This is a genomic window from Pandoraea commovens (genome assembly GCF_024704525.1).
In the GTDB taxonomy this organism is placed as follows: Bacteria; Pseudomonadota; Gammaproteobacteria; order Burkholderiales; family Burkholderiaceae; genus Pandoraea; species Pandoraea commovens.
Genome location: NZ_CP102780.1, coordinates 4,757,219 through 4,769,540, shown reverse-complemented (window position 1 = coordinate 4,769,540; position 12,322 = coordinate 4,757,219). Strand labels below are relative to the sequence as shown.

12 protein-coding genes are annotated in these 12,322 nt (G+C 63.4%); 4 read left to right on the top strand and 8 right to left on the bottom strand.

Annotated features, from left to right (window positions below; translation table 11 throughout):
* Positions 1 to 87: 87 nt before the first annotated feature.
* Both NTU39_RS21420 and NTU39_RS21415 read left to right on the top strand, forming a co-directional pair.
* Complete coding sequence (locus NTU39_RS21420) at positions 88 to 750, top strand: response regulator transcription factor (RefSeq protein WP_150576202.1); 663 nt, start codon at positions 88 to 90, stop codon at positions 748 to 750.
* The gene (locus NTU39_RS21415) at positions 747 to 2,114 is read left to right on the top strand and encodes a sensor histidine kinase (RefSeq protein WP_257958519.1); all 1,368 of its coding nucleotides are present in this window, start codon (positions 747 to 749) and stop codon (positions 2,112 to 2,114) included. Before NTU39_RS21420 ends, NTU39_RS21415 begins: the two co-directional genes overlap by 4 nt.
* Positions 2,115 to 2,177: 63 nt before the next feature.
* Here NTU39_RS21415 and panB read toward each other — a convergent pair whose 3' ends face one another.
* The 6 genes from panB to hda all read right to left on the bottom strand — a co-directional run bounded on the left by panB (position 2,178) and on the right by hda (position 7,309).
* A complete protein-coding gene (gene panB, locus NTU39_RS21410; RefSeq protein WP_150664412.1) occupies positions 2,178 to 2,996 on the bottom strand; it encodes a 3-methyl-2-oxobutanoate hydroxymethyltransferase in 819 nt (272 codons plus the stop codon).
* 91 nt (positions 2,997 to 3,087) lie between these two features.
* Positions 3,088 to 3,744: a deoxynucleoside kinase gene (locus tag NTU39_RS21405; protein ID WP_150664411.1), complete on the bottom strand. Its 657-nt coding sequence runs from the start codon at positions 3,742 to 3,744 to the stop codon at positions 3,088 to 3,090.
* Complete coding sequence (gene folK / locus NTU39_RS21400; RefSeq protein WP_150576205.1) at positions 3,741 to 4,253, bottom strand: 2-amino-4-hydroxy-6-hydroxymethyldihydropteridine diphosphokinase; 513 nt, start codon at positions 4,251 to 4,253, stop codon at positions 3,741 to 3,743. Before folK ends, NTU39_RS21405 begins: the two co-directional genes overlap by 4 nt.
* Positions 4,253 to 5,779, bottom strand: coding sequence for a polynucleotide adenylyltransferase PcnB (pcnB, locus tag NTU39_RS21395; protein WP_150664410.1), 1,527 nt, complete (start codon positions 5,777 to 5,779; stop codon positions 4,253 to 4,255). Before pcnB ends, folK begins: the two co-directional genes overlap by 1 nt.
* The gene (locus NTU39_RS21390) at positions 5,776 to 6,456 is read right to left on the bottom strand and encodes a histidinol-phosphatase (protein ID WP_150664409.1); all 681 of its coding nucleotides are present in this window, start codon (positions 6,454 to 6,456) and stop codon (positions 5,776 to 5,778) included. The genes pcnB and NTU39_RS21390 overlap by 4 nt, the downstream gene beginning before the upstream one ends.
* A 142-nt stretch (positions 6,457 to 6,598) precedes the next feature.
* On the bottom strand, positions 6,599 to 7,309 hold the full coding sequence (gene hda, locus NTU39_RS21385) for a DnaA regulatory inactivator Hda (protein ID WP_150664408.1): 711 nt from the start codon (positions 7,307 to 7,309) through the stop codon (positions 6,599 to 6,601).
* A gap of 147 nt (positions 7,310 to 7,456) precedes the next feature.
* Here hda and purM point away from each other — a divergent pair, with 147 nt between their 5' ends.
* Positions 7,457 to 8,503 carry a phosphoribosylformylglycinamidine cyclo-ligase gene (gene purM / locus NTU39_RS21380; RefSeq protein WP_150664407.1) on the top strand — a complete coding sequence of 349 codons (1,047 nt, stop codon included), beginning with the start codon at positions 7,457 to 7,459 and terminating at the stop codon, positions 8,501 to 8,503.
* Between the two features lie 121 nt (positions 8,504 to 8,624).
* Here the strand turns inward: purM and NTU39_RS21375 are convergent, their stop codons facing one another.
* Complete coding sequence (locus NTU39_RS21375) at positions 8,625 to 10,214, bottom strand: MFS transporter (RefSeq protein ID WP_373275331.1); 1,590 nt, start codon at positions 10,212 to 10,214, stop codon at positions 8,625 to 8,627.
* A 188-nt stretch (positions 10,215 to 10,402) separates the two neighbouring features.
* Here NTU39_RS21375 and NTU39_RS21370 point away from each other — a divergent pair, with 188 nt between their 5' ends.
* Positions 10,403 to 11,284 carry a LysR family transcriptional regulator gene (locus tag NTU39_RS21370; protein WP_257958518.1) on the top strand — a complete coding sequence of 294 codons (882 nt, stop codon included), beginning with the start codon at positions 10,403 to 10,405 and terminating at the stop codon, positions 11,282 to 11,284.
* Positions 11,285 to 11,308: 24 nt separating this feature from the next.
* Here NTU39_RS21370 and NTU39_RS21365 read toward each other — a convergent pair whose 3' ends face one another.
* On the bottom strand, positions 11,309 to 12,223 hold the full coding sequence (locus NTU39_RS21365) for a LysR substrate-binding domain-containing protein (RefSeq protein ID WP_257958517.1): 915 nt from the start codon (positions 12,221 to 12,223) through the stop codon (positions 11,309 to 11,311).
* Positions 12,224 to 12,322 lie beyond the last annotated feature (99 nt).

Sequence of the window (12,322 nt, the reverse complement as noted above, 5' to 3'; positions counted from 1 at the left end):
GGAAACACTGAGGTGGCTCACTGGGATTTCCGAGACAATCGCGCTCAGAAGACGAAAGCCTCAGGAAGATTAGGAGACGAGAAGACCATGCGCATCATGCTGGTGGAAGACACCGCCGATGTCGCCGAAGCGATCGCCACGCAATTGCGCAGGCTCGGCCACGCGCTCGATTGCGAGACCGACGGGGCGGTTGCCGCCGGCCGCATCGGCGACGACTACGACCTGCTGATCCTCGACGTCATGCTGCCGCATGTCGACGGATTCGAGTTGCTCAAACGCGTGCGCGAGCGCGGCCTGTCCACGCGCGTGCTGATGCTCACCGCGTGTGCCGAGATCGAGGAGCGCGTGCGTGCGCTCGATCTCGGCGCGGACGATTACCTCACCAAGCCCTTCGATTTCCGCGAGCTCGAAGCGCGTGTGCGTGCGTTGATGCGCCGCACCGGGCAGGACGCGACCAATCGTCTGACCTGCGCCAATCTGACGCTCGATCGCAAGAGTCGTGGCGTCGAAGTGGACGGCCAGCCCATCGAACTCACGCGCCGTGAAGTCACGCTGCTGGAAATTCTCGCCGGACGCCCGGGGCGTATTTTCGGCAAAGACGAATTGATGGATCGTTTGTACGGCGACGAGCCCGCGCCGAATGCGAACGCCATCGAACAATACGTCGCCCGTCTGCGCAAGAAGCTGGCCAGCGCGCAATTCCAGATTCGCACGCTGCGCGGGCTGGGCTACCAACTCGTCCTGTCATGATCGTCCCCGGTCGCTCTCTTTACCTGCGTCTGGTGATCCGCATGGGTGCGGTGCTGGCGTTCGCCGTCGTTGCGGTGCTGCTGGGCATCTGGTTTTCGACGCGCGCCGCCGTCGACCGGGCCTACGACCGCTGGTTGCTCGGCAGTGCCTTGCAGGTGGCGGAGAACACCTGGTACCAGAACGGTGAAGTGAACGTCGATGTACCGCTTGCGGCCTTTTCCGCGCTCGCTCCCGGCGATCAGATCTTCTACACCGTGCTCGATCCGAACGGCCGGTCCGTGGCGGGTGATTCGGAGTTCCGTCCGCCGATTCCGTGGGACAAGCTGGCTGACGGTCCTCTCGTGGTCGACGGCACGTATCAGGAGATGCCGATCCGCATCGCCATCGTGGGACGGCGCATGCCGGTGACGTCGCCCCATCCGTGGGCGGTGGTCGCGCTGGCACACACGCAGAATGCGCGCGAACGCTTCACACGCGGGTTGGCCGACAACACGTTGCTCATCACGATTGCGACCGGTGTGCTGACGATGCTCGCCGCGTTGTGGACGCTACGTCAGGCGCTCGCACCGCTCAAGCAAATCGAAGCGGCGATACGCGCGCGGGATCCGAACGACCTTGCGCCCCTTGCCGTGACGGTGCCTGCGGAAACGCTGGCGCTCGTGGGTGCGATCAACGACTTCATGCAGCGGCTCGCGACGTCGCGAGCGTTGATGCGTCGCGTGATCGGCGACGCGGCCCATCAACTGCGAACGCCGGTGACTGCGCTTACGGCGCAAGCGGAAATGCTGACGCAGACGCAGGACGAGGCGGCGCGTCAGACGCACATCGCCCGCATTCAGAAGCAGGCGCGCGGACTGGGTGGGCTGATCCATCAACTGATCAATCACGCGATGGTGCAGCATCGGGCGGAGAGCGTCGCGCCGATCCCCGTCGATCTGAACGAACTGTTGCAGACGGCGATGCGCGAGACGTTGTCGTACGCCACGCGCGATATCGACGTTGCGCTGCATGCGCCGGAGGAGCCGTGCATGATCGTCGGCGACGAGTTGAGTCTGCGTGAGGCGATCAAGAACGTGCTGGTCAACGCGGTGGCTTACGGCGCACCGCATCGTCTTCATGTGGACGTGACGCGTGTCGGCGATCAGTGGCGCTTGCGATTTTTCGACGACGGGCCGGGCATCCCGGAGCAGGAGTGGCAACGCGTACGCACCCCCTTCTCATCGCGCGCGGACGGACGCGAAGGCGCAAGCCTGGGCCTGGCGATGGTCGCGGAGGTCGTGCATGCCCACGGAGGACATATGAGCTTCGAGCGTGTGGATGGCGAGGGCTTTGCCGTCATCCTGACGTTGCCGGTCGCGGCATAAAAAAAGCGGCTCATCGCTGAACCGCTTTTTTCTCGTCCTCGCGGACGTTGCCTGCATCCGATCTCAGAAGCTATGTTCCAACGTCGGGAACGTGCTGTGCTTCACCGCCTGCACGTAAGCTTCAATCGCCGCCGCAATGCTCGGCTGGCCGTCCATGAAGTTCTTCGAGAACTTCGGCGACTTGCCGGGGAACACGCCGAGCATGTCCTGAAGCACCAGCACCTGACCATCGCAGTCGACACCCGCACCGATACCGATGGTCGGCATCGTCGGCAGTTCCGGCGTCACACGCGTGGCAAGCGCGGCGGGAATCGCTTCGAGCACCACGAGTTGAGCACCGGCCGCTTGCAACGCGCGTGCGTCTTCAAGCAGTTGCACCTGCGCCGCGTCTTCACGACCCTGCACCTTGAAGCCGCCGAACGCGTGCACCGATTGCGGCGTCAGACCCAGGTGGGCGCACACCGGAATACTGCGCTCGACCAGAAAGCGCACCGTCTCGGCAAGCCACGCGCCGCCTTCGATCTTCACCATCTGCGCACCCGCTTGCATGACGGCGACGGCGCTCTGATACGCCTGCTCCTTCGTACCGAACGTGCCGAAGGGCAGATCGGCCAGCACGAGCGCCTTCTCAACACTACGTGCCACACATTCGGTGTGATAGCAGATGTCGCGCAGCGTGACGGGCAGCGTCGTGCGCTGGCCTTGAATCACATTGCCCAGCGAGTCGCCGATCAGAATGGCGTCGACGCCCACGCGGTCCAGCAGCGCGGCGAAGCTTGCGTCATAAGCGGTGAGCATGGCGATCTTCTCGCCACGTGCGCGCATCTGGGCAAGTCCGGGAACGGTCACGGCCTTGCGGTTGGATTCTTGCAGATAACTCATGTCAGCCTCGGTTCAGGAGGGTTCGCGGGCAGCACAGATGCGACGGGTGCGCTATGAGCGCAGCGGAAGGCGGAGCTTCAGAGGTCAGCGTTCAGAGGCGAGCGCCCTTGACGAAGACTTCCTTGCGCCCGCGCATCTGATCGATGCGTTCGACCAGCAGGGCGAAGTCGCTGTCGTCGTGCGCCGGATCGAATTGTTCTGTGTCGACTGTCAACACCGGCGCAGCGGCGTAATGATAGAAGAATTCGCCGTAGATGTCGCACAGCGCGCGCAGATAGGTGTCCGGAATCTGCTGTTCCATCGGAATCGCACGCTTCTGGATGCGAGAGAACAGCGTTTCGGGACTGGCTTGCAGATGAATCACGAGGTCTGGCGCACGGTGCGGACGCTCGATATGCGCAACAAGCTTGCGGTACAGCTCAAGCTCGTCGGCAGACAGCGTAAGACGCGCGAACAGACCGTCCTTCTCCGGCAGGAAGTCGGTGAAGATCGGCTTGCCGTCGATTTCACGACGAGCAATTTCCGTCGCTTCATCGACACGCTGCAAACAGAACGACAACTGCGCGGGCAACGCATAACGCGCGCTGTCGCGATAGAAACGTTCGAGAAAGGGATTGAGCACCGGTTGTTCGAGCATCAGATCCGCACCGGCTGCGTCGGTCAGACGCTGCGCGAGCGACGTCTTGCCAACGCCGATCGGACCCTCGACGGCGAGATAGCGAAATCGCCCGAGTACAGGCGATCTCATGACGTGCAAACCCGCTTGGTCGGGCAGCAGCCCTGAGCAACGCGTTCGATGCGTTGATCGGCAACGTCGGGCAACAGGGCGCTGACGCGTCCCACGCCGGGAATGTCGAGTTCGGGGGCGATATCCGCGAGCGGATGCAGCACAAAGGCACGCAACGCGAGACGCGGATGCGGCACGATCAGATCGGGCTCAGTGATGCGTTCGTCGCCGTAGACCAGCAGATCGAGATCGAGCGTGCGCGGCGCATTCTTGTATGGCCGCTCACGTCCGAAATGCAATTCGATCTTCAAGCACAGGGCGAGTAGCTGGCGGGCGCTCAGACTCGTCTCGACGGCGACAGCGCAGTTGAGATAGTCGTCGCCGCTCGACTCGATGGGGGCGGTGCGATACAGGTCGGATTTGCCGATGATCGTGACGCCGATCTGCTGCGCCAGGCAGACGATGGCGTCCTTAATCGCTTGGCGGGCGTCGCCGAGATTCGCGCCGAGCCCGATATAGGCAACAGTCATTAAGCACCTTCGGAACCATGCTGTCGCGATGATACCCGCTTGCCATGATTCTCGCTGGTAGCGTTCTCACTACCGCCGCCGCCCTCATTGCCTCCGCCTTCACCACCTTCACCGCCACGTCCGCCCGAGGGCTTGCGACGACGACGGCGACGCTTCGCAGCAGGCGTCGATCCCGACGATCCGCTGCCTTGCGACAGCAGTTCGTCGCGCTTGACCGAGTCGCCTTCGAGGAAGTCCGTCCACCATTGACCAGCTTCGGCCGGGACTTCACCCGACTCGCAACGCAGCAACAGGAAGTCGTAACCGGCACGCAGGCGCGGATGTTCGAGCAGACGCAACGGCGTACGGCCGACGCGCTTGTCCAGACGCACCTGCAAGCCCCATATTTCCTTCATGTCGGCGACGAAACGGCGCTGGATGGCCAGCTTGCCGGTTTGTGCCTCGAGCACGTCGTCCATCGCGAGATGCAGCGCCGGAATCGGATATTCGCCAGCGCTCTGATAGGCCTGCCACTTCTCCAGTACCAGATGCCAGAGCAGCGCCGCGAACAGGAAGCCCGGCGACACCGGCTTGCCCGCACGAATGCGTGCGTCGGTATTGGCGAGTGCGAGCGTGACGAATTTCTCGCCGAGCGGCTGCTCCAGCACCACGTCGAGCAACGGCAGCAGACCGTGATGCAGACCTTGCGAGCGCAGTTGCTGCACACACGCCCAGGCGTGACCCGAGAGCAACAGCTTGAGCATTTCGTCGAACAGACGCGCCGCAGGCACGTTGTCGATCAGCGGCGCGAGTTGCGGAATCGGCTCGGCCGTCGCTGCGTCGATCTTGAAACCGAGCTTGGCCGCGAAGCGCACCACGCGCAGCATGCGCACCGGGTCTTCGCGATAACGCGTGGCCGGATCGCCGATCATGCGCAGCACGCGCTTCTGAATGTCTTCAAAGCCGCGGTGATAGTCGTGCACCGTCTGCGTCGCCGGATCGTAATACATGGCGTTGACGGTGAAATCGCGCCGGGCGGCGTCTTCGTCCTGCTCGCCCCACACGTTGTCGCGCAGCACGCGGCCCGATTCGTCGGTGACATGCGTCTTGCGATCGAGCTCGCCCTTTTTCGGACGACGCGCACCGATCTGCTCGCTATCGACTGCCTCGACCAACGCCCGGAACGTAGAGGTCTCGATGATCTCCTGTCCGAATTGCACGTGAACGATCTGGAAGCGGCGGCCGATGATGCGGGCGCGGCGGAACAGGCGCTGGACCTGCTCGGGCGTGGCGCTCGTGGCGACGTCGAAGTCCTTGGGGGCGATGCCGAGCAGCAGATCGCGCACCGCGCCGCCGACGACGAAGGCCTTGAACCCGGCTTGCTGCAACGTGTCGGTCACGCGCACGGCGTTCTTCGACAGCAGCGTCGGATCGATGCCGTGCACGGAAACGGGAATGACGACCGGCGTGCCGGGCGGCAGACTATTTACGCCGCCGTCGGTCTGGCCGTCTTTGCCGAGCAGCTTCTTGATGAATTTGCGGATCACTGGAACAACTCGAGAATGGGCCAGCGACGCGCCAGTGCGATTTCGCGCAGCGCCTCATCGGGGTTCGTTGCCACCGGATGGTTCACCTTCTCCATCAGGGGGACGTCGTTGGCGGAATCGCTATAGAAAAAGGCGTGGTTGAAGTCGCCCCAGGTCTTGCCGAGGCTGGCGAGCCACGCTTCGGTGCGGGTGATCTTGCCTTCGCGGAAGCTCGGCGTGCCCACGTACTCGCCGGTGTAGCGCGCGTTCGGGTCGTCGCCGACGGTCGCCGGTTCGGTACCGATCAGATGGTCGACGCCGAAGGCCTTTGCGATGGGGCGGGTGACGAACGTGTTCGTCGCCGTCACGATGGCGCACAGATCGCCCGCCTTGCGGTGCATGTCGAGCAGTTCGAGCGCTTCCGGACGCACGTGCGGCAGGATCGATTCTTCCATGTACTGCGCATGCCAGGCGTCGAGCTGGTCACGCGGATAGCGCGCGAGCGGGGCGAGGCAGAAACGCAGATAGGCCGGCATGTCGAGCCGACCTGCACGGTAGTCCTGATAGAAGGCTTCGTTGGCCTGCGCGTACGAGTCGCGCTCAACCGCGCCCTGGCGCACGAGGAAACGGCCCCATTCCTTGTCGCTGTCGGTCGGCAGCAGGGTGTGATCGAGATCGAAGAGAGCTAAATTGGTCATTGCGCGAATTTTACCTGAAGCGAAGGGCCGTCTAATGTCGTTCGGTGATTGAGGGGGCTGGCACCTGCGCGGAACGGGTCTCGATTGTTACCGAGAGGTACCTCATGTGATGTGTCCGGTAATGTCTCCGATCGGCCACCGCTCAGGGTTTGCCGTCCGGCGAGGCCGGGTCGGTATGGGTGAGCATCTGGCGTAGCAACGGCAGCGTGACCGCCCGCTTTTGCTCCATCGAAAACCGGTCGAGCCGGTCGAGCAAGGCCATCAGGCTCGACATATCGCGCTCGAAGTGCGTGAGCAGATAGGCCGGTACGTCGGCCGCCAACTGCAACCCACGCTCGCGTGCGGCGTTTTGCAGGGCCTGCTTCTTGCCGTCATCGTCCAATCCCACAATGTGAAATACGAGGCCCCAGCCGAGGCGGGTGCGCAGGTCTTCGCGCAGCGGCATGTCGACCGGCGGCTGTGAGCCGGCGGCCACGAACGCGCAGTGCGGACGGGCGCGGGTCTCGTTGAACAGATTGAAGGCGGCGATTTGTTGCGTGGGCGAGAGGTTGTCGCTGTCGTCCACGCAGTAGACCGTGCTGGCGTCGTCGAACGTGAAAGCGGCCAGCGGACTGTTGGGACGCAAATAACGCGCGCTCGGCCCCATGGCGTGGCACAGGGCCTCCATCAGATGGGTGCGGCCGGACCCGACAGCTCCCCAGAGGTAGATGCCGCGGTCGCGCGCCGTGCCCGACGAGAGTTCGGCGGGAAGGTCGGCAAGCGTCTGCGCCGCCTCGCGGTTGGGCCCGACAATAAAATTGTCGAACGTCGCGGGCGGCGGGGTGCCGAGGTCGAGATACAGTTGCTGAATCACGAACGAAGAAAGCCGGCTAAAGGCCGGCAGAGTACGGTTGTGCAGGGCACGCCGGGCATTCCTGGCGTCCGATATCCGGATTGCGTTCCGAAAGGACACGCGCATCGGGTAAAATCGCATTTTACCGAACCTTGATGCATTCCCGTCATGTCACACCCTAACGAAACTTCCGGCCTTTCCTATCGCGACGCTGGCGTCGACATCGAAGCGGGCGACGCATTGGTCGAAGCGATCAAGCCGTTTGCCAAGAAAACCCTGCGCGACGGCGTGCTGGGCGGCATTGGCGGCTTCGGCGCACTGTTCGAAGTGCCCAAGCGCTACAAGGAGCCGGTGCTCGTTTCGGGGACCGACGGCGTGGGCACCAAGCTCAAGCTGGCCTTCACGCTGAACAAACACGACACGGTCGGCCAGGATCTGGTTGCCATGAGCGTGAACGACATTCTGGTGCAGGGCGCCGAGCCGCTGTTCTTCCTCGACTACTTCGCCTGCGGCAAGCTGGATGTGGCCACGGCCGCGACGGTCGTCAAGGGCATCGCTCAGGGTTGCGAGCTGTCCGGTTGCGCGCTGATCGGCGGCGAGACGGCGGAAATGCCGAGCATGTACCCGGACGGTGAGTACGATCTCGCCGGTTTCGCGGTCGGTGCAGTCGAGAAGAGCAAGATCATCGACGGCAAGTCGATCGTCCCGGGCGACGTGGTGCTGGGTCTGGCCTCGTCGGGTGCGCATTCGAACGGTTACTCGCTGGTTCGCAAGATCATCGAGGTCGCCAAGCCGGATCTGGACGCCGACTTCCACGGCCAGCCGCTGCGCGACGTGCTGATGGCGCCGACGCGTATTTACGTCAAGCCGCTGCTGGCGCTGATGGAAACGCTGACGGTCAAGGGCATGGCCCACATCACGGGTGGCGGCATTGTCGAGAACATCCCGCGCGTGTTGCAGGATCATCTGACGGCCGACATCAAGCAAGATGCCTGGACGCTCCCGCCGCTGTTCCAGTGGCTGCAAGCGCACGGCAAGGTGGCCGACGCCGAAATGCACCGCGTGTTCAACTGCGGTATCGGCATGGCCGTGATCGTGTCCGCTGCCGACGCGGATGCTGCGGTCAAGCACCTCGAAGCCTCGGGCGAGACGGTCTACCGTCTGGGCACGATCCGCGAGCGCAAGGAAGGCGAAGCGCAAACGATCGTGTCGTAAGACACCCGTCGTCAGGAATGCAAAAAGCCCGCCGGAGATCCGGCGGGCTTTTTTGTTTTTGGGCTAGCGGGTTGTCATCGTCTGCGTTCGGACGGTGTTCGCCGTCGCCACTTCGACGATGTCAGCACGACGTCTCTTGTGTCGCCATCCGCCTGCGTGTTTCTCCGAGACAGAAGAACACAACGATTGCACACAACATCGTCGCCATGGCGAGGCGCTCGAGCAAGGCGGAGAACGCTTGTTCGTAGGCGTCGCGCAATACCGCTTCGCTCCACACAGGGACGCTTGCCGCCGCACCATGAAGATCGCCCGCCACGATGCGGTTGACCGCCTCACGAGTGATGTCGGGAGCCACGGCGCCATGCACGTCAGGCAAGTGCGTGCCAATCAGCGCGATCAGCACCCCGCCCACGAGCGCGAGCGCAAGACCTTCGCTTGCCACACGCGTCGTGTTGAAGATGCCCATGGCCATGCCCGCACGTTCCGTCGGCACCACGCTGACCGACAGACCGTCCATCAGCCCCCAAGGTATCGCGCTGCCGGTGCCGATCACGAGCATTGGCCAAAGCGAAGGGCTCAATACGCCGGTCTCCGGTGCACCGATGCTGCGCGCGAGCCACCCCAGACCGGCCGCTGCGATCACCAGTCCCGCACTGCAAAGCACACCCGCAGGCATGCGCCTTGCGAGTTGCGTCGCGATGAACGGCACGACAAGCATCGGCAACGACAGTGCCACCATCTTCAACCCCGCCACGATCTCACTGTCGCCGTGCACGCCGATGAAGCGTAGGGGCAACAACACCAGCAGCACGATGTAGCAAAGACAAGTCGCAATCGGCAACATCTGTACGCCGATGAAGCGCACGTAGCGAAACAACGTCAGGTCAAGCATGGGATGCGCAACATGCCGTTCGACGAAGACAAACGCAATCGCCAGCAACAACGCCAGCACGAGCGCACCGATTACCTCCGGTGCCGTTGTGCCAAGCGCCGGTGCCTGAATCACCCCGTAAGTGAAGCACGAGAGGGCGCCGGTGAACGTCAGTGTGCCGGGCCAGTCGAGGCCCGTGGCGGCTGGATCGCGCGATTCGCGCACGCACTGCGCGCCGATGACAAGCGCCAGCGCGGAGACGGCGGCTGTCGCACCGAACACGCCTTGCCATCCGAAGCGCGCAATCAACGCGCCCGCAAGCAGCGGGCCAAACGCCAGGCCGACGCCGAAGGTCGTCCCGAGCAACCCGTAAGCGCGGGCGCGGGCGTGACCGTCGAAGTCCTGCGCGAGCGATGCACCGCCACCAGCAAGCGTCGCCGCAGCCGCAACGCCTTGCAGCGCACGAAGCCAGTCGACGGCGAGCGCCGAGCGCGCCAGCGCCAATGCCAGCGATGTCAGCAGCAATGCACCGACACCCAGCAAGAAAACACGCTTGCGGCCGAACGCGTCGGCACATGCCCCTGCGGCCATCAGGCAGCCGCCGAACGCCAGCATGAACGCGCTGGTGATCCAGCGCATCTCCAGCGCACTGCCGTGCAGCGCCGCACCGATGGCCGGGGTGGCGACGGCGCCGCCGGAAAAACTCATCGGCAGCAACAACGCCGCGATGCAGACGGAAAACAAACCCAGCAACCGGCGGCGCAGCGAGGCGTCCGTTTGCGGTGAACCTCGAGAAGTCGTGATCGACATGAACAGATCCTGAAGAAGACGCGAATCCATACGAATCGACGCGTCGCAGACGAAAGAGGAACGTCGGCCGACGTCACGTCATACATGCTAGAAGATCGTCAATCGAGAATAAACAGGCGCAAAGTTCTCAGATTCAGGAATAAAATTCCGTAATTGACGGCGCGTGATACGCGACACTGCCGAACGGCGCGCGGTCCGCGAGTGAGAGGTAAGCGACGATGGACAATCTGGCGGAAATTACGGCTTTCGTACGGGCGGCCGAGACCTTGAGTTTCGTGGCGGCGGGGCGCGCGACGGGCGTGTCGGCATCGGCCATCGGTAAGCAAATCGCGAGACTCGAAACGACGCTCGGCGTGCGGCTCTTTCAGCGCAGCACGCGGCGCGTGAATCTCACCGAAGCCGGGCAGATGTACTACGAACGCTGCCGTCGCGTACTCGATGAGCTGGCCGACGCGCGCGCCATGCTTTCGCAGGTGTCGCAAACGCCGCGCGGCAAATTGCGTATCGGTTTGCCGGTCACGGCATATCGCTTCGTGATGCCGCTGTTACCTGCCTTCGCCGAAAAGTATCCAGACATCGAACTTGATCTGAACTTCGACGACCGTATCGTCGATCTGATCGAAAGCGGGTTGGATGTGGTGATTCGCAGCGGTGACCTGCCCGACTCCACGCTCATGTCGCGAAAGGCAGGGCCGTTCCGGTTCGTCCTGTGTGCGTCGCCGCGCTATCTCGCGAAGCGTGGCACGCCCCAATCGCCAGCCGATCTGGTGGCGCACGCGTGCATCCGTTTTCGCTTTCCGACGTCGGGGAAATTGCAGCCGTGGGCCTTTGTGGCAGAGGTGACGAACGAACCGAAGCTACCCACGAGCCTCACATGCAACAACATGGAGGCGTTGCTAAGCGCGACGACGCATGGGCTGGGCATTGCCTACATGCCCGACTTCCTTGCGCGCGACGCGCTCGCTGCCGGACAACTTCAGTCGTTCCTTGGCGAGTATCTGGAGAACCCAGGGCAGTTCTGGATGCTTTGGCCGTCGAGTCGGCATCTCTCGCCAAAGCTGCGCGTGTTCGTCGACTTCATGTGCGACCGGATGCTGTGAGCATCGCTCGCGGGCACCGAAGCGTCACCGTTTCATCCGCGCTTCCACCGCCGCCATCACATCGTCCAACGTCGTTTCCATCACCCGCACGAGATCGTCGAGCTGTGCGCTCGGGGCGGCGGCGCGCGGCGTAATGCGCAGGGTATGAAAGGGCATTGATGGCTCGAAGCGTCGCAATACGAGATCCGAATCGAGGAAGTCGTAGGCCGACACCGGGTGCAGCAATCCGATACCGACGTTCTCCTTGACCATCGTGCCGATGTTGATCGAATAGCGGGCCGTGGCCACGACCTGCTCGTGCAGATGACCGTCGGCGAACAACTGGTCCATGCCCCAGCGAATCATGTCCGTCGGCTCGTACGAGAGAATCGGCTGTCCCTTGAGATCGGCCAGACGAATCACCTTCTTGCGCGCGAGCGCATGACCCGCAGGTAATGCGCAGATCGCGTCGAGTTTGGCAAAGGAAACGGCGTCCGTCGCGGCCACGTCGATGGTGTCGGTCACCAGTCCTAGCGCTAGTTGATGCGTGACGACCTGATCGCGAATCAGGTCCGATGCGCCGGTCGTCAACGCCAGTTGCACGCTCGGATACAACGCCCGATAACCCGCCATCACGCGCGCGGAGAATCCGAGCCCGAACGACACGACTGAGCCGACACGAATCACGGCCCGGTCGGGGTTGCGCAGGTTCAGCGCGAACTCGCGGATGTTGTCGAGACCCGCATAGCGGCGCTCGACTTCCTCGAACAGGGCGAACGCTTCCGTCGTCGGCTCAAGACGGCCCCGCGCACGGTCGAACAGTGTGAGACGTGTCGAGCGTTCGAGATCGGCGACGAGACGACTCACCGCAGACTGCGACGTGCCGAGCACCTGTGCCGCTTTGGTGGTCGTGCGCGTGAGCATCAGCGCCCGAAAGGCGTCGATGTGCCGGAAATCCATCGATTCTCCACGGAAGGTTGGCGTGTGGGCAGACGTGTCAGGCCGCAGAATCAGACGTGAGCGACGACGCGCGAATCCTTGAGGCGCGTCGCCTCCCCA